General features: G+C 65.6%; 18 protein-coding genes. 9 read left to right on the forward strand and 9 right to left on the reverse strand.

Annotated elements, in window-relative coordinates; translation table 11 throughout:
- A complete protein-coding gene (locus E5554_RS20030) occupies window positions 1-789 on the reverse strand; it encodes a succinate dehydrogenase iron-sulfur subunit (RefSeq protein WP_004211148.1) in 789 nt (262 codons plus the stop codon).
- A 278-nt stretch (window positions 790-1,067) separates the two neighbouring features.
- Between E5554_RS20030 and E5554_RS20035 the strand changes: the two genes are divergently transcribed.
- Genes E5554_RS20035 through E5554_RS20045 form a run of 3 tightly spaced genes read left to right on the forward strand, consistent with a single transcriptional unit; the run spans window position 1,068 to window position 3,675 of the window.
- Window positions 1,068-2,147 carry a glycosyl transferase gene (locus tag E5554_RS20035; protein ID WP_136187857.1) on the forward strand — a complete coding sequence of 360 codons (1,080 nt, stop codon included), beginning with the start codon at window positions 1,068-1,070 and terminating at the stop codon, window positions 2,145-2,147.
- Window positions 2,144-3,247, forward strand: a complete 1,104-nt coding sequence (locus E5554_RS20040) for a CDP-alcohol phosphatidyltransferase family protein (protein WP_136187858.1) — start codon at window positions 2,144-2,146, stop codon at window positions 3,245-3,247. Before E5554_RS20035 ends, E5554_RS20040 begins: the two co-directional genes overlap by 4 nt.
- Entirely contained in the window at window positions 3,244-3,675 is a 432-nt protein-coding gene (locus E5554_RS20045; RefSeq protein WP_136187859.1) for an HIT family protein, read from the forward strand. The genes E5554_RS20040 and E5554_RS20045 overlap by 4 nt, the downstream gene beginning before the upstream one ends.
- Before the next feature lie 24 nt (window positions 3,676-3,699).
- On the opposite strand, the gene E5554_RS20050 is transcribed toward E5554_RS20045, so the two are convergent.
- A complete protein-coding gene (locus E5554_RS20050; protein ID WP_247594313.1) occupies window positions 3,700-4,716 on the reverse strand; it encodes an outer membrane beta-barrel protein in 1,017 nt (338 codons plus the stop codon).
- A 177-nt stretch (window positions 4,717-4,893) separates the two neighbouring features.
- On the opposite strand from E5554_RS20050, the gene E5554_RS20055 reads away from it, so the two are divergent.
- A complete protein-coding gene (locus E5554_RS20055) occupies window positions 4,894-6,072 on the forward strand; it encodes a BamA/TamA family outer membrane protein (RefSeq protein ID WP_247594314.1) in 1,179 nt (392 codons plus the stop codon).
- 863 nt (window positions 6,073-6,935) lie between these two features.
- Here the strand turns inward: E5554_RS20055 and E5554_RS20065 are convergent.
- Window positions 6,936-7,706 (reverse strand): phosphocholine cytidylyltransferase family protein, encoded by a 771-nt coding sequence (locus E5554_RS20065; RefSeq protein ID WP_069337757.1) that lies wholly within the window; start codon window positions 7,704-7,706, stop codon window positions 6,936-6,938.
- A gap of 126 nt (window positions 7,707-7,832) precedes the next feature.
- Between E5554_RS20065 and E5554_RS20070 the strand changes: the two genes are divergently transcribed.
- A complete protein-coding gene (locus E5554_RS20070) occupies window positions 7,833-9,179 on the forward strand; it encodes a lipopolysaccharide biosynthesis protein (RefSeq protein WP_136187862.1) in 1,347 nt (448 codons plus the stop codon).
- Window positions 9,180-9,274: 95 nt separating this feature from the next.
- Here E5554_RS20070 and E5554_RS20075 read toward each other — a convergent pair whose 3' ends face one another.
- From E5554_RS20075 to E5554_RS20085, 3 genes are all read right to left on the reverse strand, one after another.
- Entirely contained in the window at window positions 9,275-9,637 is a 363-nt protein-coding gene (locus tag E5554_RS20075) for a hypothetical protein (RefSeq protein WP_136187863.1), read from the reverse strand.
- A gap of 105 nt (window positions 9,638-9,742) precedes the next feature.
- The gene (locus tag E5554_RS20080; protein WP_010337492.1) at window positions 9,743-10,534 is read right to left on the reverse strand and encodes a nucleotidyltransferase family protein; all 792 of its coding nucleotides are present in this window, start codon (window positions 10,532-10,534) and stop codon (window positions 9,743-9,745) included.
- A gap of 40 nt (window positions 10,535-10,574) precedes the next feature.
- A complete protein-coding gene (locus tag E5554_RS20085; RefSeq protein ID WP_247594315.1) occupies window positions 10,575-12,059 on the reverse strand; it encodes a M23 family metallopeptidase in 1,485 nt (494 codons plus the stop codon).
- Between the two features lie 285 nt (window positions 12,060-12,344).
- On the opposite strand from E5554_RS20085, the gene E5554_RS20090 reads away from it, so the two are divergent.
- Window positions 12,345-15,290 (forward strand): helicase-related protein, encoded by a 2,946-nt coding sequence (locus tag E5554_RS20090; protein WP_136187865.1) that lies wholly within the window; start codon window positions 12,345-12,347, stop codon window positions 15,288-15,290.
- A gap of 19 nt (window positions 15,291-15,309) precedes the next feature.
- Window positions 15,310-15,606, forward strand: coding sequence for an RNA-binding S4 domain-containing protein (locus E5554_RS20095; protein WP_037510259.1), 297 nt, complete (start codon window positions 15,310-15,312; stop codon window positions 15,604-15,606).
- A 13-nt stretch (window positions 15,607-15,619) separates the two neighbouring features.
- Here the strand turns inward: E5554_RS20095 and E5554_RS20100 are convergent, their stop codons facing one another.
- The 3 genes from E5554_RS20100 to purM all read right to left on the reverse strand — a co-directional run bounded on the left by E5554_RS20100 (window position 15,620) and on the right by purM (window position 18,773).
- Window positions 15,620-16,411 (reverse strand): MipA/OmpV family protein, encoded by a 792-nt coding sequence (locus tag E5554_RS20100; protein ID WP_136187866.1) that lies wholly within the window; start codon window positions 16,409-16,411, stop codon window positions 15,620-15,622.
- Between the two features lie 200 nt (window positions 16,412-16,611).
- Window positions 16,612-17,562 carry a phosphoribosylglycinamide formyltransferase gene (gene purN / locus E5554_RS20105; RefSeq protein ID WP_136187867.1) on the reverse strand — a complete coding sequence of 317 codons (951 nt, stop codon included), beginning with the start codon at window positions 17,560-17,562 and terminating at the stop codon, window positions 16,612-16,614.
- A 116-nt stretch (window positions 17,563-17,678) separates the two neighbouring features.
- Entirely contained in the window at window positions 17,679-18,773 is a 1,095-nt protein-coding gene (gene purM / locus E5554_RS20110; RefSeq protein WP_136187868.1) for a phosphoribosylformylglycinamidine cyclo-ligase, read from the reverse strand.
- Window positions 18,774-18,864: 91 nt separating this feature from the next.
- Between purM and E5554_RS20115 the strand changes: the two genes are divergently transcribed.
- Window positions 18,865-20,148 (forward strand): hypothetical protein, encoded by a 1,284-nt coding sequence (locus tag E5554_RS20115; protein ID WP_037510195.1) that lies wholly within the window; start codon window positions 18,865-18,867, stop codon window positions 20,146-20,148.
- Window positions 20,145-20,777: a hypothetical protein gene (locus tag E5554_RS20120; RefSeq protein WP_004211120.1), complete on the forward strand. Its 633-nt coding sequence runs from the start codon at window positions 20,145-20,147 to the stop codon at window positions 20,775-20,777. The genes E5554_RS20115 and E5554_RS20120 overlap by 4 nt, the downstream gene beginning before the upstream one ends.
- Window positions 20,778-20,779: the final 2 nt, after the last annotated feature.

Consider the following 20,779-nt stretch of genomic DNA (forward strand, 5'->3'; position numbering starts at 1 on the left):
TTACAGCTGCCGTTCGACCATCATCTTCTTGGTCTCCGCGATCGCCTTGGCCGGGCTCAGGCCCTTGGGGCAGACGTTCGCGCAGTTCATGATGGTGTGGCAGCGATAGAGACGGAAGGGATCTTCCAGCTCGTCGAGGCGCTCGCCGGTGAACTCGTCGCGGCTGTCGGCCAGCCAGCGATAGGCCTGCAGCAGGATCGCCGGCCCCAGGAACTTGTCGCTGTTCCACCAGTAGCTGGGGCAGCTGGTCGAGCAGCAGGCGCACAGGATGCACTCATAGAGGCCATCCAGCTTCTCGCGATCGGCGGGCGACTGCAGCCGCTCCTTGCCGCTCGGCGCGGGGCTGACGGTTTGCAGCCAGGGCTTGATGCTGTTGTACTGGGCGTAGAAGTGGGTGAAGTCCGGCACCAGATCCTTGATGACGTCCATGTGCGGCAGCGGGGTGATCTGCACCTGCTTGCCGGCGCACTCGTCGATCGCGGTGGTGCAGGCCAGGCCGTTCTTGCCGTTCATGTTCATCGAACAGGAACCGCAAATGCCTTCGCGGCACGAACGGCGGAAGGTCAGGGTCGAGTCATACTCGTTCTTGATCTTCAGCAGCGCGTCGAGAACCATCGGGCCGCAATTGTCGAGATCGATCTCGAACGTATCGTAGCGCGGATTCTCGCCCGAGTCCGGATCGTAGCGATAGACCTTGAAGCTGCGGACATTGGTCGCGCCCTCGGGCGCCTTGTGGGTCACGCCCTTGCCGCTGATCTTGCTGTTCTTGGGCAAAGCAAATTCGGCCATCGCTCGTCGAGCCTCTTCGTCGATGTCTGTCTGATGGGGGTCCGCATAACGAAAAATCTGCAAAGGTCCAGCACTGAGACCATGATTCTGCCCCGGCGGGCCTTGTTGCAAATCGATTGCAAATAATCATTGCCGAAGAGGGGCTTCGGCTTGCGTCCCGCGCCAGCCACGCTAGAGCGGCCTCGTTTCGCTCCCCCCTCGCATTGCGACGCGGGGCGAAGTAAAGCAAACGCAGGTCATGCCCCTGCGGCGGCGAATATCTGTGGGGACCGCCTTCATTGCCGATCGACATCGCCTTTCTTGCCATCGCCGAAGCGCAGCAGGTGTTTCACTGGCTGCCGGCCGCGCTTGAGCTGGGCAAGCGCGCGGATGTGCGCGTCCATGTGCTTTCGCCCTCGCGCCTGATTCTCGATCTGGTCGCCAGCTATGATCCCGAAGGACGGCTCGACCTCATCAAGCTGCGCCGCCCCTCGACCAAGCCCGACTCCCTGTTCCGCCTGCCCTCGCGGCTGGCGACGTTGCTGCTCAACTATCGCGCCATCGCCCGCTTCCCGACGCTGGTGACGACGGAGATCACCAGCGCCTGGCTGAAACGGGTGCCCGGCTTTGCCACCCGCCTGATCCTGATCAAGCATGGCGCGGGCGACCGGGCTGGCGGCTACAAGCAGCGCCACGCCGATTTCGACCTGACCATCGTCGCGGGCGAGAAGGACCGGCGGCGGATGATCGAATATGGCCTCTGCACCCAAGCCAATTGCCTGGTCGGCGGCTATGCCAAGTTCGAACTGCGCGCGCCGCGCCGGCCCTTGTTCGACGATGACAAACCGGTGCTGCTGTACAATCCGCATTTCGACCCGGACCTGTCCTCCTGGGTCAGGCACGGGCCGCAGGTCATGGCTGCACTCGAAGCGCTACAGGGCTGGAACGTCATCATCGCGCCGCATGTGAAGCTCGCCCGTCGCGTCCCGCCGATCCACAGCGACAGCCCGCATATCCGTGTCGACATGGGCAGCCGCCATTCGATCGACATGAGCTACACAACCAGCGCCGACGCCTATCTGGGCGACGTGTCGAGCCAGGTTTACGAGTTCCTGCTCACGCCCCGCCCCTGCATCTTCCTCAACCTCGACCATCATGACTGGCGCGAGGATCAGGCCTTCGCCCATTGGCGTCTGGGCCAGGTGATCGACCGCGCCGATGCGCTTCAGGGCGCGCTCGATCGGGCAGCGGACTTGCAACCGGGCCTGGTTGCTGCTCAGGAAGCGGCAATGCAGGATAGTATCGATCTTTCCCCGGTCCCCGCCTCGCAGCGGCAGGCCGCCCTCATCCTCGATTTTGCGCAGAAGGCACAGGCATGATGCAGACGATCAGCACCACCCTCGGCCCGGTTCGCCTGCTCGGCGAGAATGCGACCCCGATCTGGGGCATGTCCAACGCCAAACGCAATCGCCGCATGGTGGAAAGCGCGGCCAAGAATGGCAGCACGCTGGCGCCGGGCCATGAACTGGTCTTCAACCTCGCCTATGCCTTCGATCCGCTGCTGCTGCGGCTGGTGTTGGAAACGCCCGGCACGATGTTCGCCTGGGCCGGCCAGCCGATCGTCGGCCAAGTGCCGGCGGGCAGCGACCCGATGCAGGCCAGCGGCCTCATCGACCTGTCGGACGGGCGCAAGCTCTACAATCGCCAGCTGCGCAAGCTGGAACAGCCGATGGTGCGCGAACTGGTGCCCCAGACCCGCAAGGCGATCGAGCGGCAAAGCTATTTCGGTGCCTATAAGGGCGTAACCGACCTGCTGACCAAATATCTCTGGCCCGAACTGGCGCTGATCCTGACGCGCATCGCCGCGCAGCTGAAGATGACGCCGAACATGGTGTCGGTGATCGGCGTGACGCTCTGCCTGGTCGCCACCTTCCTGTTCGCCAAGGGGCTGTTCTGGACCGGCTTCCTGTGCGGCTTCATCTTCATGGTGCTCGACACGGTGGACGGCAAGCTCGCCCGCTGCACCATCACTTCGTCCAAATGGGGCAATGTGATCGACCATGGCGTCGACCTGGTCCACCCGCCCTTCTGGTGGTATTTCTGGGGCGTGGGCCTCACCTATTGGGGGCTGGGCCTGTCGGCCGGCACCTTCACCTTCATCATGACCGCCGTGATCGCAGGCTATATCCTCCAGCGCCTGATCGAAGGGATGTTCCTCAAGGACTTCAAGATGGACATCCATGTCTGGCGCCGGTTCGACAGCCAGTTCCGCCTGATCACCGCCCGCCGCAACCCGAACATGGTGATCCTGTTCGTGGCGCTGCTGTTCGGCCGGCCCGACATCGGCCTGATCGCGCTTGCCTGGTGGACCATCATCTCGCTGGTCGTCCATGCCGTGCGCCTGGCCCAGGCCTATATCGTCCACCGCTCCGGCCGGCCGATCGTCAGCTGGATGGATGAGGCGGAGGCAGCGGCATGAACGCCACCATCGCGAAATTCGGCTGGCCTGCGACGCTGGTCGCCGAATTCGACCATTGGGTCGTGCTGCTGCGCCCGGCCCAGCCGACGCTGGGATCGCTGGTGCTGGCGGCCAAGAGCGACGCGACCGCGTTCGGCGACCTGCCGGGCGCAGCCCATGCCGAACTCAAGACCGTCACCGCTGCGATCGAGGCCGCACTGACCAGCGCGGTCGGCTATGCCAAGATCAATTATCTGATGCTGATGATGGTCGACCCGCATGTCCATTTCCACGTCATCCCCCGTTATGAAGGGGAACGCAGCGCTGTCGGCCTGACCATTGCCGATGCCGGCTGGCCGGGCCAGCCCGACCTTGGCAGCGCGGTCAAGATTGACAGCGAAGCTGACACGGCGCTGCGCGATTGGCTGAAGGGGCATTTCGCCCTCTGATCGGACGGATCGGGGCCGGCCGGATCAGGGCCGAAAGGTCAGGCTCAGCACGAAGCGGTTGGATTCCTGCCCCAGATTATATTCGGCCTGCATCGCCCAATGGCTGGACAGTTCCAGATTGGCGCCGGCGATGCCGGCCCAAGGGCGGCGGCTCGACAGGTCGACCTTGTAGCGCAGGCCGACACCATCGCCGTCCTCGAACAACGGGCCGCTGCGCACCAGCCCCGACACAGTGACATCCATGTCGAAATAATTGGCGCCGACATAGGGTGTCAGGATCGTGTCGCCGCCCAGCGAGACGCGCGGGCCCGCTCGTGCCGCGATGTTGGTCATCCGCATGTCGGACCGGTCCTTCTTCGCCACGCTGATCGTCTTGGCGAGGGACAGGGCGGCAAACCAGCTGTTGCTGCCATAACCCAGGATGCTGCCGAAGGTGAAGGAGGTGTTGTCGACATCCGCCCTGAAGGGCAGCTGGCTATGACCGCAGGGCTTGGCCGGGCGACAAAAGGGGAAAGGCACGAAGGCATCGAGGTCGATGTCGACGCCGACATCGACATGCCCCTTCACCTTGCCGATGCCGGCGAACAGGTTGAGGAAGGGAAACAGCCAGACATCCGCCTTGAACTCGCTGTTGCTGGTCCGGCTTTCCATCTCCGTCGTCGTGACGAAGGGCACCTGTAGCAGCGATGCGCCCTCGGGCGGATCATCGCCCTTGGCAATGGCGACTGCCAGGTTCCGGCTGTTCATATGCTGAACATTGTGGATCAGCATGCCGCTGGCGCCCAGCGCGCGCTGGATATGATAGCCACGTTCTATCGCCACCCGCCCGCCGATCGGCAGCAGCGGATATGTCCTGCGCTCGGGCGGGGGCTCCACCGCCTCTTCTGTGGGCGCAACGGGCATCGGCGTGTCGGCCGTCCCGCTGACGGGATCGGCGCTGGTCGCGACCTGGGTAATGATCGGGACGGGCGGCACTTCTTCTGCGCGGGCATGGCCCGCCACACCCAGCGTCATGACCGATAGCAGCGTCAATCCTCGCATCGCCATCATCCCCTGTCCCCCGGCCCCGCGCCCTGCTCCTTCGGGCCGGACAGACAATATGCGGGAAAGGCGCTTGCCTGGCTTCTGGGTAATTTCCCCCTTTTGCCTGCACATTTCCCCCGATGGTGCCGCCCCCGCCTTCCTCTAGGCTGGTCCGATATGACAGGGAGACATGGCGTGCGACACGCGCTGGCCGGCCCAAGCCTGATGATGTGCCTGGGCATGGCCCTTCCCGCCGCCGCCCGGAATACCCCATCGCGCGAGATCATGGATCAGGCGCAGAGCGTGCAGGCCGGCGAACCGGAACCCGCGCCCGATGCCGCCCTGCCCCCGCCCAGCACCAAGCCGGATCTGGTGATCGCGCCGATCCCGCTGTCCAATCCGGCGATGGGCACCGGCCTCGCCGGTGCGGCGGTGCTCTATTATAATCCCAACGGATCGTCCCGCCCCTGGGTCAGCGGCTTTGGTGGCGGCTACACCAGCACCGATAGCTGGGGCCTGGGCGCGTCGCACAATATGACGCTGGCCGACGACCGGCTGCGCTTCCAGGGCTGGGCCGGCTATGGCATCGCCAATCTGCGCTTCTATGGCATCGGCGCCAATGCCGGCGCGTCCAACCTGTCGATCAAGCTGCGCGACAAGGCCTTCGCCGCCATGGTCGACACCCAATATCAGATCTTCAGCAAGGGCTTCCTGCGCCACCTCTCCTTCGGCGCGCGCCTCTATTATCTCGACATGAACGCCCGCGTTTCACTGCCGCTGCCCAATCATCCGAACCTGACACCGCCCGCGATCGAGCGGCACAGCCAGATTGCAATGCTCGGCCCCTCCTTCACCTTCGACAGCCGCAACAATCCGGTCGATCCGCGCAAGGGCGTCTACACCACCGGTTCACTGACCTATGGCGCCGACTGGCTGGGCAGCGACTTCACCCATCATAAGTTGCAGATTGCGGGCAATGGCTATTTCCCGCTGGGGCGCGAGACCGTGCTGGTGGTGCGCAAGACGCTGTGCGAAGCGTCAGACGGCGCGCCCTATTATGACCTGTGCCTCTATGGCCAGAATGGCGACCTGCGCGGCTATGAGACCGGCCGCTATCGCGACCGGGCCAGCTGGGCGCTGCAGGGCGAGGTGCGCCAGCATCTGTTCGGCAAGATCGGCATGGTCGCCTTCGGCGGCATCGGCGGCATTGCGCGCAGCGGCAAGGATATCTGGAAACATACCAAGATGCTGCCAGCCGGCGGTTTCGGCCTGCGCTATCTCGCCTCGAAGGAGGCCAATGTAAATCTGCGGGCCGACATTGCCTGGGGCAAGGACGGCGCCGCCTTCTATTTCGGCATCGGGGAAGCCTTTTAGGTCGGGTAGACAGATCAGACGGTCGGCAAACGACCATTTTTTGCCGTTTAGACTACCGCCAGTTGTTCGCGATTGCGGACATTCTGTTCACCGCTAAAGTGCAACCATGAGCATCATCAGGCCTTCGCGCGACATATGGCTGATGCTAGGCATGCTTAGCGCAGCCAGCGCCTTCTTTCGCTATGTCGGCCTGTCACCCATCGTATATACTATCTGCTATGTGCTTCTTGCCTTGTTGGGCCTTGGGACCGCGACCTATCTCACGTTCCAAGCGCGACGGTCAGTCCGCGTCGACAGCAGTTCTTTCATTGCGACCCTAGCGCCAGCTCTACTGCTGTTTATCGATCTTCCAAGCAAATGGCGCATCATCTGCCTCTTGGTAATTACGCTGGTTGCGATGCTGGAGTGGAGATCACGCCTTCCGGGAGGCAGCATCAGGTAACGACCACAGTTCGGCTTTTGTCGCGGCTATGAGCGTCCCCAAGAGCAGAAAACTATCCAAAGGCCGCAAGCAAATTGCTCAGAATTTAACGCATAAAAAATTGGATGAGCCGAAGCATTAGTAATGGAAATGGAGCAAGTACAAGTGCCCATACCATCAACCAAAATGCTATAGATATGAGGTCAGCATTGGCCGGCGGACCTATAAAGACGTTTAGAATGCCACCAGAAAATCTAATTCCAAGCAAAAATAATACAACGGAAACAAAGCCCCATATCAACAGGAGAGGCATGGATATTTTATTAAAAAGCATTTCCTTGTTCCCGTGATCCGGTCCGCGTCGTGATAGGCCTAGACCAAAAGCAGACCGTCTCAAACCCACCCATTCCGGCCATTTGGCAGTGCTACGCAACCCGGGGCATCATGCCCCGTAACGGCCCTCTTCCACCCATTTTTCGGTCAGCGCGTTGGCGGCATCGACATCCTGCGGGAAGTCGACTTCCTGCCATTCCAGCCCCTCGATCGACACGGTGCCGACCCGGTTGCCCTTGGCGATGATGTCGATCGCGCGCAGATACCAGCGGGCGACGCCTTCGGGCGTGCGCATCATCTGGTCGACCTGGTTGCGGAAGATCGCCGGCCCTTCGCCCACGAACGCCAGCATGCCGATCGATTCGGCATTGGTGTCGGGCGGCAGCAGCCGCTTGCCGATATGGTGCAGGCGACCGGTCTCGTCCCGGTTCACCTTCATGTCGTCATCGTCATAGTCGCCGTCCGGCTTCACATCGACGGTGACGGTGATCGCGTCCTTCGCGCCCGTGACCAGCTTCGCGACGATCTCGTCCGACACGATGGTGTCGCCGTTCAGGATGATGAAGTCCTGGTCCATCTCCTCGCGCGCGATCCAGCAACTGCCCAGATTGTCGGCGACCTGGAAGAACGGATTGAACAGCGTGCGAATGCGCGCCCCGGTCTCGCGATAAAGCTGCAGCGCATGATCCTCGACCCGTTCGGTGCGGAAGCCGGTGACGACGACGATGTCGGTCACGCCATTGGCGACCAGCGCGGCGATCTGCCAGCTGATCAGGGTGCGGCCGTTGAAGTCGATCATGCACTTGGGCACGTCACGGGTCAGCGGCAGCAGGCGCGAACCCTGGCCGGCGGAGAGGATGATGGCTTTCTTGATGGTCATGCCCGCGCTTTAGAGCGATTTCGCAGCGCAGGGAAGAGAAGGACGCATTTGCGCAATGCGCCGCCCTTCCCTAGATAGACGCCCGCCAGCAACAAACGGCGTGTCACGCGAAAGGCTCCTGTTCCGGTGAAGTTGAAGCGCGCAAAGGGTAGCAGCGCACAGGATGGCTTTGCCCGTATCCTGGCCAATACCGGCTGGCTGCTGGGCGGCAAGGGCGTGGGCGCGGTGCTGAGCCTTGCCTATCTCGCCATCGTCACCCGCACGCTCGGCGTCGCCGATTTCGGCCGCTTCGCGCTGGTGCTGAGCGCCGCAAACGTGATCAAGACGTTGGTGTCCTTCGACAGCTGGCAGATCGTCGTGCGCTATGGCCAGCCGCATCTGGCGGACGGCAACGGCAATGCGCTCAACCGGGTGCTGCGCTTCTGCATTCTGATCGATCTCGCCTCGGCCGTGGCCGGCGGCCTGATCGCCGCGATCATCATCCTCGCCTTCGGCAACCAGCTGCAGCTGGGGCCGGGCATGGGGCTTCAGGCCTGGCTGTTCTGCATGGTGATGATGATCACCATCCGCTCCTCCCCCACCGGCATATTGCGCCTGTTCGACCGGTTCGATTCGGCCGCTGTCGCCGAAACCATGATCCCGGTCGGACGGATGATCGGCGCGGGCCTGGCCCTGGCGCTGATGCCCGGCATCACCGGCTTCCTGATCGCCTGGGGCGCCGCCGAACTGCTGTGCGCGGCGGCCTATTGGTATCTCGCCTTGCGCGAAGGCAAGGGGCGGCTCGGCAGCTGGACCGCCGGCCGGGCGCTCGATGCGCGCCACGAAAATCCGGGCATCGTCGGCTTCCTGACCGCCACCAACCTGCAGACCAGCCTGTCCGCCATGGGACAGCAGGTGGCGGTGCTGGTCGTCGGCCTGTTCGTCGGGCCGGTGGGCGCGGGCCTCTATCGCCTCGCCAACCAGCTCGCCCAGTCGCTGACCAAGATTTCCAGCCTGCTCTCGCGCAGCATCTTCGTCGAACTGTCGCGCACCCAGTCCAGCCATGGCGTGGATGCGCTGCGGTCTCTGTTCCGCCGGACCAACCGGCTGGCGCTGATCGCCGGCGCCATCATCATCGCGCTGATCCTGACCATCGGCCATCCGCTGCTGGGCCTGATCGCGGGCAAGGAATTCCTCCCCGCCTATCCGCTGCTGATGCTGCTGGGCGTGTCGGCCTGCATCGACCTGGTCGGGGTCAGCTATCGCCCGCTGCTGATGGCGACCGACCGGACCGGCCTGTCGCTGCGCATCACCTTTGCCTCCACCCTGCTGCTGCTGGGGATGCAGGCGGTGCTGCTGCCGATGAATGGCACGATCGGCGCTGCGATCGCCAATATCGTCGCCTCGATCGCCGGCTTCCTGATGATGGGTCTTGCCACCCGCCATGCGCTGGCATTGCGCGATACGCTGCCGCCGGAGCCCGACGCGAACTGAGCGACACCAGCGCGCCATCCCTGGATCGAGGGGGGAGAGGAACGACGCACTGGTGCCGCGCCCGGTTCAGCCTGATGAGACCGGGCTAGGGAAATTCAATAATATTTGAAGGCGGTTACCACCCCATTCTGGGTGCTGCACTTGAACGTCTTCTTGACCGTCTTCTGCTTGCCGTCCTTGTCGATCACGACATTGACCAGCGCGCGCACGGCGCCGCGGCTGTCGCTTTTCTTGTCGGTATCCTCGACCTCGCGCAGGGTGACATCGATCACGCCCTTCTTCGCGCCCTGGGCCTTGGCTTCGTTCAGGCAGGCCGCAACCGACACGTCGCGGGAATCGCCGCTGACCGGAGTGACCGGGGTCGGCGCCGGCGGCGGGGGAACCGCTTCGGGCGCTGTCTGTGCCATCAGGACGAGGGTGGCGGGCAACAATGCCGCCAGGGGCAGAATCTTGCGCATGCGGGTGCTCCCTTCATCGGGCCCATCTGCCGGGTCCGATTGTTTCTAGCATGCAGCCACAGCGCGCGGCATCGGGAATAACCCGATAGGGAAACGCCCTGCCCCTTAGCGCGCGAGGATGGATTCGATCAGCACGATGTCGTCGGGCTTGTCGGCGTCGATGCAGGCCTCCGCCTGGTCCATCGCCACCAGCCGCGCGGTCAGGCCGAAACGCCGCCCCACCCGCGCAATGCCGCCGCGCAGGGTCAGGATGCGCAGCAGTGCGCCGACCAGCGCCAGCGGGCCAAAGGCGGACAGGATCTTCCAGCCCTTCTTCCGGTCCTGCTCGACATCCTGCCACAACGCGATCACCGGCCGCGCCCTGGCACTGCCGAACCAGAAGATGTTCGCGCCCGACCACCAGCCGTCGCGGAATTTGAGCCAGGTGCGACGCGACTGCGGATAATGGGCCAGCAGGGTCGCCTTCTCGACCATGGCGACGGCGATGTCGGCGCCCGTCGCCTCCGCCACGAACTGGTCCAGCATCGCCGCGTCGAGCAGCACATGGTCCGCCGTCGTCATCAGCAGCGGGAAAGGCAGGTCCGCCTTCTCCATCAGCTCCAGCAGAGAGGAGGCAATGCCCTTGCCGCCGCGCTCGAACCGCACGCGCGGATCGCTGGCCAGCCAGGCAGTGGCCGGATCATCGGCGAAATATTCGGGATTCTGCGTCAGCACCACCAGCTGGCCGATCGCCGGATGGGCGAGCAAGGCGCGTGCCGGGCGGTTGATCATCGGCTCGCCCGCGACCGGCACCAGCGGCTTGACCGGCACGCCGGCAGCGGTGGCGAGCGGATCGGCGATCGGCCGCGCCCCTGCCAGCAGGATCGCGGTGATGGTGGCGGGATCGGAGGATGTCATGCCCGCTCGTTAGCCGAGCGAGCCACCGCCGCAAAGCCGCTTATTTCCCCGCAGCGGCCGGTGCGCCCGCGGTCGGCGCGGCCGCCGCCACCTCATGCGTGCCGACCTTCAGCCCCTTGAGCTGGGCCAGGCGCGCGCGGAAGGCGGCCAGATTGCTGCCGGTCAGCTGCGCCGTCGTGGTGAACTTCACCGACAATGGATTGACCACCTGCCCATTGCGATACAGCTCATAATGAAGATGCGGACCGGTCGACAGGCCGCTGGAGCCGACATAGCCGATCACCTGGCCGCGCCGCACCCGCTGGCCGGGTACCGCCGCGATCCGGCTCATATGGGCATAGCCGGTGGCCAGGCCCCCGCCATGGGAAATGCGGACATAATTGCCATGACCGCCATGGCGGCCGGCAAAGGCGACCACGCCGTCGGTCACGGCATAGATGGGCGATCCATAGCGCGCGCCGAAATCGATGCCGGCATGCATGCGGGTATAACTCAGGATCGGATGGCGGCGCATGCCGAAGCCCGATGTCATGCGAGCGCCGTCGACCGGCGCGCCCAGCACGCCGCGTTTTTCACCCACGCCCGATGCCTCGAACCATTCGGTGCGGCCGTCGCTGGTCCATTTCAGCATGTCGACCGCCTTGCCCCGCGCCCGGCGGAAACCGGCGTAGAGCAGCTCGCCCACCTCGACATCGCCGGTTTCGGCGCGATGATATTCGGTGATGATGTCATAGCGGTCGCCTGCGCCGATCGATCCCAGATCGACCTGCTTGGCGATCACCCGCAGGAAGGCCTGCACCGCCTTGGGCGGTGCGCCGGCGGCGCGGGCCGAACGATAGATGCTGTCGCCGACCACGCCCTGGATGCGCAGCGGGGTGTTGTCGACGCGAATGGGCACGCGCGTCACCTGCAGCACGCCGCCGACCCGGTTGAGTTCGACCGCAAGGTCGAGCCGCGCGCGGAAATTGAGCTTGTCGAGCGGCCGGGGCGACGTGCGGCTGGCACGGCGGCCCAGGATGATGTCGAGGCGCGTGCCCGGCTTCACGCCCGCGCCGATGTCGCCGCCGACCATGCTGGTCACGGTCGCGACATCGCCGCTGCTGACCCCGGCACGCGACAGGGCGCGAGCCAGCGTGTCGCTGCTGCCGATCTGGGCATTGAGTTCGATCTGCGGCCGCTCGGGCGTTTCCTTGAGCGGCTGCACCGCATCGGTCGCGCCCATCCGCCGGCCGCTGTCCGCGCCCAGCGCCAGCGGCGTGATCATCTGGCTGCGCACCTCGTCATATTGCGCTGGCGCCAGCAGGGGTTCGGGCGCGCCGGGCACCGGCTGGAAACCGGGCGAGAGATAAAGGGCAGTGGCGCACAGGCCAAAACAGGTGGCAAGGCCGCGAAACCAGGTGAGGCTGCCAACATTCTGCCCCAGGTCCGGGACGAGGTTGACGTCCTCCGCCCAGTCGCGCAGGCGCGTGCGCCAGTCGCGCGGCGCCGCCGGTCGCTGCAGGCTGTCCGCCAGCCATAGCGACATGGACGCGCCACCCTGCTGAAAACCCGACTGATTATCCTGGAACAAAAGCCGCAACCCCCGGGGTGCTTTTTATCGCATCGCCAACGCAATGGTCCCCGCGCCATGCGTCGGACCGCACCCTTGTGAACGCGCAGGGTTAAAGTCAATTTAAGACGCCGCCATGACCCGCGCCGCTGCGACGAAACGTGCCCATGGCCGGGCAGAGTCCCGTTAACCACCGGAACATCGGGCGGATCGCGCAAAGTCCTTGCCCTGCCCGCCATCCTGCACGACATAGGCCCCATCATGGCCCAGTTCGCCCGTTCGCCCGTCACCGCTGTGCTGGGCCCCACCAATACCGGCAAGACCCATCTCGCCGTCGAGCGCATGTGCGGCCATTCGAGCGGCATGATGGGCTTTCCGCTGCGCCTGCTGGCGCGCGAAGTCTATGACCGCGTCGTCGCGATCAAGGGCGCGCAGCAGGTTGCGCTGATTACCGGCGAGGAAAAGATCGTGCCACCGGGCGCGCGCTATTTCCTCTGCACGGCCGAATCCATGCCCATCAGTGGTGGCAAGGAAGCCGCCGCGATGACCGGCGGCCTCAGCGATTTCGCCTTTGTCGCGCTGGACGAGGCGCAACTGGGCGCCGATCCCGAGCGCGGCCATATCTTCACCGACCGCATCCTGCGCGCGCGCGGCCGGGAAGAAACGATGATCCTGGGCTCCGCCAGCATCGCGAAGACGGTCAAGAGCCTGGTCCCGGAGGTCGAGATCATCGGCCGGCCGCGTTTCTCCACCCTCTCCTATGCCGGCGCCAAGAAGCTGTCGCGCCTGCCCCGCCGTTCCGCCATCGTCGCCTTCTCGGCCGAGGAAGTCTATGCCGTGGCGGAAATGCTGCGCCGCTTCCGCGGCGGCGCGGCGGTGGTGATGGGCGCCCTGTCGCCCCGCACCCGCAACGCCCAGGTACAGATGTTCCTCAATGGCGACGTCGATTATCTGGTCGCCACCGACGCGATCGGCATGGGCCTCAATCTCGACGTCGCCCATGTCGCCTTCGCCTCGCTGCGCAAGTTTGACGGCCGCCGGTCGCGCCGGCTAACGGTCGCCGAAATGGCCCAGATCGCCGGCCGCGCCGGGCGCCATCACAAGGACGGCACCTTCGGCAGTCTGGGGTCAGAGGATGGCGATGCCGCCTTCACGCCGGAAGAGATAGAGGCGATCGAGGCGCATCGCTTCCCCTCCGTCGACCAGCTTTTCTGGCGCGACGGCGCCCCGCGCACTGACAGCATCGATCATCTCATCATCGATCTGGAGGCCCGGCCCGACCGCCCGGAACTGCGCGCCGCGCCACAGGCGGTCGACCTGGCCGTGCTGCGCCGCATGGCCGAAGACCCGGAAGTTCAGACCCGTGTCCGCTCCAAGCGCGATGTCGAACGGCTCTGGGCCGCCTGTGGCCTGCCCGATTTCCAGAAGCTGGGCGCGGAGCATCATGCCCGCACCGTGGCGCGCATCTGGCGCTTCATCGCCGGCAATGGTTCGGGCTTTGGCGGCCATATTCCGCGCGACTGGTTCGCCCAGCAGATCGCCCGCCTCGATTCGGTCCAGGGCGACATCGACACCTTGTCGGGCCGGATCGCCGCCGCGCGCACCTGGTCCTATATCGCCCATCGTCCCGACTGGCTGGCCAATCCGGTAGAGATGGCGGAACGCACGCGCATGCTGGAAGAAAAGCTGTCAGATGCGCTGCATGCGGCCCTGACGCAGCGTTTCGTGGACCGACGCACCTCTGTTCTGCTAAGGGATATCGGACAGAATGCGAGCAATCTGCCGGTCACGGTCGACCCGGATGGGACGGTCTGCGTCGATGGCGAGACGATCGGGCGACTTGACGGATTTCGTTTCTCAGTCGATCCCGCTACGCGACTCCAGGACAGAAAGCTGTTGCTGGCGGCGGCGGAAAGGCGCCTTGGAAAGGTATTACGAGTGAAGGCTGACGAATTGATGAGCGCTGCGGATACGGATTTCGCGCTCATGGACGATGCGGGACAGACGCCGGGCATCGCCTGGCAGGGAACCCCGGTCGCAACGCTGATGGCGGGCGCAGGCCTGCTCGCGCCCGAAATCCGGCTTGATCGCGCGCTCGCCGCGTTGGGCCCGGATGTGCAGAAGCAGGTGACGACCCGTCTGGCGACCTGGTTCGAGGCGCAGAAGCAGAAGCATCTGCTGCCGCTGGTCAAGATGAGCGAAAGCGCTGCCGATCCGGCCGTGCCCGCCGTCGTCCGCGCGGTCTTCGCCCAGCTGGCCGATGCCGGTGGCGTCGCGCCGCGACTCGACCTTGATTCGGCGCTCGGCCATCTCGACAAGGATCAGCGCCATCTGTTGCGCCGCGCCGGCATCGATATCGGCGTGCTCGACCTCTATCATCCCGGCCTGTTGAAGCCGGGCGCGGCGCGCTGGCGCGCGGCGCTGCAGGCGGCCCGCATCGGCAAGCCCTGCCTGCCGCTGCCCCAGCCGGGCCTGACCCTGATCCCGACCGGCGACAAGCCGCAGGAAATGGGCGCCCGCATCGCCGGCTTCCGCAGCTTCGGTCCGCAGATGCTGCGCATCGACATGGCCGAGCGTATGGCCCGCACCGCGCATGAGACGATCGCCAAGAATGAGCCGTTCAGCGCGCTCAGCCCGCAGATCGTGTCGTTGGGCCTGAGCGAAGAGGCGTTCCTGCAGCTGATGCGCGCCGCCGGCTTCCGCCCGATCGATCCGGTGCCGACCCCAGCGCCCGTCGCCGAGGCATTGGCCGAAGCCGCACCCGCCGTGGAAGGCACGGACGTGGTCGAAGCGACCGACGCTGCGCCTGAAGCCGCAGCGGAAGCCGTTGCCGAGGCTCCCGTCGAAGCGGACGCGGGAACGCCTGGCGAAGCGACGACCGAAACCCCGGCCGAAGCGCCCGTGGCCGCCACCGGCGCCAACTGGGTGTTCAAGGGCCGGCAGAAGGGCCGCCCGCAGGGCGATCGTGGTCCGCGCGGTCCCCGCCGCGATCAGCAGCAGCGCCCCGAGGGCAAGTTTGCCGGCAAGAGCGACAATCGCGGTGAAAACCGCAGCGACAACCGTGGCAAGGGCGGCGATCGCGGCCCGCGCAAGGGTGGCGACCGCGACGATAATCGCGCGCCGCGCGCTACCCCCGCCAGCCACAAGGCCGCGACCAGCAACCATGCCTTTGCCGGCCTGGCCGAACTGCTGGGGCGCAATGGCTGACCCCAAGGGGGCCATGACAATGCCAGGGAAGGGGCCAGGGACGGGCCTCGGCCCGTCCCTGCGCATCGACAAATATCTGTGGTTCGCGCGCCTGTCGAAAAGCCGATCGACCGCGCAGAAGCTGGCCGAGGACGGCCATATCCGCCTCAATGGCCGGCGCATCGACCGGTCCCATGCGCCGGTGCGCGCCGGCGATCTCATCACCTTTCCCCACGCCGCCGGCGTCCGCGTCGTCCGCGTGATCCAGCTGCCCAGCCGGCGCGGCCCCGCGCCCGAGGCGCAGGCCTGTTATGAGGAATTGACGGTCGGCAGTTGATCTCGCCGGTGATTCAGAACCGGTAGGCGAGCGCCAGGAAGCCGTTCGGCCGCGTCGCATGCTCGACCAGCGGGCTGTCCTTGACCCGGCCGAGCAGGCTGGTCGCCCCGACCGATCCGGTCACACTCCACCGGCTGTCGAGCCGATAGACGATGTTGAGCAGCGCCGAGACATCCTTGAACCCTGCCTTGCCGCGATATTGGTCCAGCCCGGATGCTGCCGCCTCCCGCGCATTCACCCCGAAATAGCCGTCCATATGCTTGCCGTCGGCAAAGCTGGTGGCGATCGAGGGGGTGATGATGACCTTCGGACTGAGGATGACCGGATAGGAGAGGCTGGCGTCAGCAATGAAGCCGCCGGTGCTGCCCGTAATGCCCTGCGTCGCGCCCAGCGTCGCCACCACGCCGCCGCCGGTCAGATTGGCGAACACGCGGCCACCCACGCCCCAGGACAACCGATCGACGCCCGTGGGCACGTCGCGCCGGCGATAGCCGGGCATCGGCGTGACACCCGCGCCGATGGTCAGCGCCCGGTCATCGACCAGATTGAGCCCCACGCCATTGCGGAAATTGGCGAAGAAGCGCCCCTCGACAATGTCGATCGCGGGCAGCGGCAGCACGCGATAATCGTCGGCGCCCTGATAGACCGGCGTCACCGCCGCACCCAGGCCGATGACGATCCGGTCCTTGCTCGGCTGCCCCACCGACTGGCGCGAACTGCTGAGATCCTGCGCCTTGACTGCCACCTGCGCTGCTGCGCCCATGGCAAGCAGCGCGATGCTCGATCGGACCATCGTCGATTTCATTATGCAAATCCCTGTCGAAACGGCCGTCCGAAGATCGACCAGCCCCCGTGCCGGCGCACGGGCACCATGGCCCGGCACAATAATTTCCAAGCAATATACTGTAAATACAGCACAATGTTTCCGGACAATGTCCAGCATCGGCCCGACGCAGGAAGATCACAACTCATCCTGCATATTTGTTCGGCCCATCGAGCAGATGGTCAGAACTGGTCGGCGATATCCTTCAGGCCCAGCAGCTTCTTCGGCGCAATCTGGCGCCAGCTGGCGTGGAGCCGCTCGCCGATATGGTCCCAGTCGGTATCGCCCAGGTCGAGGCGGATGCCGACCCAGTCATTGCCGAAATAGGCGGGGCGATAATAGCGGGCCGGGTCGGCTTCGATCAGGGTCGCCTGCTCTTCCGGCGCGGTGGTCTTCACCAGCACGGCGATGATGCCGTCGCCATGATGGTCGCGGGTGAAATAGGCGAATTTCTTGCCCTTCACGATGCCGAAGCAGGGCATGCCGTGCGACACGATCTCGTCCGCCTGCGGCAGCGCCAGCGCGGCTTCACGCACCTTGTTCAGCAGCCAGTCGGGCTGACGCTCGCGGGTGACGAAATCAGCGAGCGTGCGCGAATAGAGCTGATGTTCGGCGATCAGGATGCGCCCGGCCAGGCTGTCGGCCGTGTCGCCGGGCAGGATCGCCACCGGGGTCAGGCCCAGCACCGGGCCATCGTCCAGTTCGGCGGTAACGATATGGACCGAACAGCCGGCGTGGCTGTCGCCCGCATCGATCGCGCGCTGATGGGTGTCGAGGCCCTTATATTTGGGCAGCAGGCTGGGATGGATATTGAGCATCCGGTCTTCCCAGCCGGACACGAATTCGGGCGAGAGCAGGCGCATATAGCCGGCCAGCGCGACATATTGGACGCCGGCAGCACGCAGTTGCGCGTCGATCACTGCGTCGAACTCCGCGCGCTTTAGCCCCTTGTGGCTCTGGCCGAAGGTGGTGATGCCCTCGGCCGCGGCAAGCGCCAGGCCGGGGGCTTCCGGATCATTGGCGGCGACCAGCACGATCTCATAGGGGCAGTCCGCGGCCTTCGCCGCGTAGAGCAAAGCCGCCATGTTCGAGCCGCGACCGGAAATCAGGACGCCGATCTTTGCTTTGGTCATAGGGTCTCCCCTCCCGCTGGCGGGAGGGGTCGGGGGAGGGCCTGTCTTAAAGGCGATCCCCTGGAAAACCCTCCCCTAACCCCTCCCGCAGGCGGGAGGGGGATTGGTGGTGCTTGTCAGCCCAGATGCGTGGCGGACCAGTCGGCCTTGGCGCTCCAGGTTTCGGTGCTGCCCCTGACGGTGCAGCCCTTGTCGCCTTCGCTGACAGTGCCGACGCGGAACACGGTTTCGCCCGCATCCTCCAGCGCCTGGGTGACGCCCACAACATGCGCCTCGTCCACGGCCAGGATCATGCCGATGCCGCAGTTGAAGGTGCGCGCCATCTCTTCCGGCTCGATATTGCCCTGGGCCTGGAGGAACGCCATCAGGCGCGGCTGTTCCCAGGCGTCGGCGTCGACCGTGGCATGGGTGCCTTCGGGCAGGACGCGCGGGATATTTTCCAGCAGGCCGCCGCCGGTGATGTGGGCGAGCGCATTGATCATGCCGGCGCGGACCAGCGGTAGCAGGCTCTTCACGTAGATCTTGGTCGGCGCCATCAGCGCGTCGATCAGCAGCACTTCATTGTCGAACAGCGCCGGGCGATCGAGCTTCCAGCCCTTGTCGGCGGCGAGGCGGCGGACCAGCGAGAAACCGTTGGAGTGGACGCCCGAGGAGGCGAGGCCGATGAGGACGTCGCCAGCCTTCACCTTGTTGCCGGTCAGCGCCTTGGAGCGCTCCACCGCGCCGACGCAGAAGCCGGCCAGGTCATAGTCGCCGTCAGCATACATGCCCGGCATCTCGGCGGTCTCACCACCGATCAGCGCGCAGCCGGCCTGGCGGCAACCCTCGGCGATGCCGGCGATGACGCGCTCGGCGACGCCCGACTCCAGCTTGCCGGTGGCATAATAGTCGAGGAAGAAGAGCGGCTCGGCGCCCTGCACGATCAGGTCGTTGGCGCACATGGCAACGAGGTCGATGCCCACGCCGTCATGGCGGTCATGGTCGATCGCGAGCTTCAGCTTGGTGCCGACGCCATCATTGGCCGCGACCAGCAACGGGTCGTCATAGCCCGCGGCCTTCAGGTCGAAAAAGCCGCCGAAACCGCCCAGTTCGGCGTCCGCGCCGGGGCGACGGGTGGCCTTGGCCAGGGGGGCGATGGCACGGACAAGGGCGTTGCCCGCGGCGATGTCGACGCCAGCCTTGGCGTAGCTGTAGGATTCGTTGTCGCTCATGAGGCTGCGCCCTAGAACAATAGCGCCGAAAACGGAAGGCTGGATGGGTTGGCGCTTGGCAGGCGAGGCTAAACTCGCCAAAAGGACGCCCGTGATCCTTGCCAAGACTCTTCGTCGCCTGTCGTTTCCGCCAGCGCTTGCTCTCCACGCCCTGTCCCGCCCGGCGCAGATCGTCGGCGCGGTAGGAATCGGCTTGGTCGGCGCGGCGCTGTTCGCCCAGATGGAGGGCGAACGCGGCGTCCCGCCGATCGCCAGCGGCGGCGATTATGAGGTGCGCGGCGTGAAGGTCGACGTCCAGGCCGGCAGCGCCGACGCAGCCCGATATGCCGGATGGCGGCTGGCCCAGCGCCAGGCGTGGAAGATGCTGTGGACCCGCACCCATGGCGGCACCGGCGTGCCTAGCCTTTCCGATTCGCAGCTCGAAGCCATGATCTCGGGCATCGAGGTCGAATATGAGCAGGCCGGTCCCGGTCGCTATGTCGCGACGCTCGGCATCTTGTTCGACCGCGCGCGCACCGGCCAGTTGCTCGGTGTTTCCGGCAATGTGATGCGCTCGCCGCCGCTGCTGGTGATTCCGGTCATGTGGGATGGCGGCTCCGCCGTATCCTATGAACGGGTCAATGAATGGCAAAAGGCCTGGGCGCGTTATCGCACCGGCGACAGCGCGATCGACTATGTCCGCGTCGCGGGCTCGGTCGCCGACCCGGTATTGCTCAACGCCGGCCAGACCGGGCGGCGCGGCCGCCTGTGGTGGCGCGTGCTGCTCGACCAATATGGCGCGGCCGATGTGGTGATCCCGATGGTGCGGCTCGACCGGCAATGGCCCGGCGGCCCGGTGACGGCCAATTTCACCGCGCGCTATGGCCCGGACAACAGCCTGATCGGCAGCTTCGCGCTGCGCGCCTCGAACGACAGCGGCATACCGCAGATGCTGGACGAAGGCGCGCGCCGGATCGACGAGCTTTATATCCGCGCGCTCAATGACGGCCGCCTGCGGCCCGATCCGTCGCTGATCATCGAGGAACCGGTCGATCCCAGCGCGCTGGCGATCGAGAATGCGACCGAGGCGCCGATCGAGGCGGTCGACATGCCGCTGCCCACCGCCGGCGCCAGTGTCGCCAGCTTCGCGATCCAGTTCGACACGCCCGACGTCGGATCGGTTACCGCCGGCGAATCGGCCTTGCGCAGCATTCCGGGCGTCCGCTCGGCCGCGACCAGCAGCCTGGCGCTGGGCGGCACTTCGGTGATGCAGGTCAGCTTCGAGGGCACGGCCGACGCGCTGCGCACCGGATTGCAGGCGCGGGGCTATAGCGTGGCGGTATCGGGCAACACCATGCGCATCTCGCGCCGGCAGGCGCCCGCAGGACAGCCATGAGCCAGATCAGCCTGCCCTTCGAATGGCAGGGCCAGGGCGAGGAGTTTCTGGTGAGCGAGGCCAATCAGCTGGCCGTTGCCCATCTGGAACGCTGGCGCGACTGGCCTGTGTCCGTGACCGTGCTGACCGGCCCGCCACTGTCGGGTCGTTCGGCGCTGGGCCGCCAGTTCGTCGCGATGAGCGGCGGCAGCGTGATCGACGATGCCGAGGGGCAGGACGAGCATATGCTGTTCCATGCCTGGAACGAGGCGCAGACCGAACATCGCCCGCTGCTGATGATCGGTCGCACGTCCCCGCTGCGCTGGACGGTGGCGCTGCCCGACCTGCGATCGCGGCTGGCCGGATCGCCCCATGTCGCGATCGAGGAACCGGACGAGGCGCTGGCGCTCGCGCTGATCGAGCGGCGGCTGGGCGCATCGGGCGCCAGCTTCGCGCCGGACCTTGCCCCCTGGCTGCTCCGGCGGATCGAGCGCAGCTATGGCGCGATTGCGGCGGTCACCGCGCTGCTGGATGAGGCGTCGCTGTCATCTGGACGTAAGATTTCGGTCGCACTGGCGAAAGAGGCCCTGCAATCTGCAGGAATCTTGCCTATAGTCCCGCCCGATCCCACCAACGACCAGCGCGAGTAATC

The organism is Sphingobium sp. PAMC28499 (genome assembly GCF_004795815.1).
In the GTDB taxonomy this organism is placed as follows: Bacteria; Pseudomonadota; Alphaproteobacteria; order Sphingomonadales; family Sphingomonadaceae; genus Sphingobium; species Sphingobium yanoikuyae.

Excerpts from the sequence above, each read along its gene's own strand:
- E5554_RS20095 (WP_037510259.1), top strand. The coding sequence starts at position 15,310 with ATGCCAGGGAAGGGGCCAGGGACGGGCCTCGGCCCGTCCCTGCGCATC.
- purN (WP_136187867.1), bottom strand. The coding sequence starts at position 17,562 with ATGACCAAAGCAAAGATCGGCGTCCTGATTTCCGGTCGCGGCTCGAAC.
- purM (WP_136187868.1), bottom strand. The coding sequence starts at position 18,773 with ATGAGCGACAACGAATCCTACAGCTACGCCAAGGCTGGCGTCGACATC.
- E5554_RS20050 (WP_247594313.1), bottom strand. The coding sequence starts at position 4,716 with ATGCGAGGATTGACGCTGCTATCGGTCATGACGCTGGGTGTGGCGGGC.
- E5554_RS20120 (WP_004211120.1), top strand. The coding sequence starts at position 20,145 with ATGAGCCAGATCAGCCTGCCCTTCGAATGGCAGGGCCAGGGCGAGGAG.
- E5554_RS20030 (WP_004211148.1), bottom strand. The coding sequence starts at position 789 with ATGGCCGAATTTGCTTTGCCCAAGAACAGCAAGATCAGCGGCAAGGGC.
- E5554_RS20065 (WP_069337757.1), bottom strand. The coding sequence starts at position 7,706 with ATGACCATCAAGAAAGCCATCATCCTCTCCGCCGGCCAGGGTTCGCGC.
- E5554_RS20100 (WP_136187866.1), bottom strand. The coding sequence starts at position 16,411 with ATGAAATCGACGATGGTCCGATCGAGCATCGCGCTGCTTGCCATGGGC.
- E5554_RS20040 (WP_136187858.1), top strand. The coding sequence starts at position 2,144 with ATGATGCAGACGATCAGCACCACCCTCGGCCCGGTTCGCCTGCTCGGC.
- E5554_RS20085 (WP_247594315.1), bottom strand. The coding sequence starts at position 12,059 with ATGTCGCTATGGCTGGCGGACAGCCTGCAGCGACCGGCGGCGCCGCGC.
- E5554_RS20080 (WP_010337492.1), bottom strand. The coding sequence starts at position 10,534 with ATGACATCCTCCGATCCCGCCACCATCACCGCGATCCTGCTGGCAGGG.
- E5554_RS20075 (WP_136187863.1), bottom strand. The coding sequence starts at position 9,637 with ATGCGCAAGATTCTGCCCCTGGCGGCATTGTTGCCCGCCACCCTCGTC.
- E5554_RS20045 (WP_136187859.1), top strand. The coding sequence starts at position 3,244 with ATGAACGCCACCATCGCGAAATTCGGCTGGCCTGCGACGCTGGTCGCC.
- E5554_RS20090 (WP_136187865.1), top strand. The coding sequence starts at position 12,345 with ATGGCCCAGTTCGCCCGTTCGCCCGTCACCGCTGTGCTGGGCCCCACC.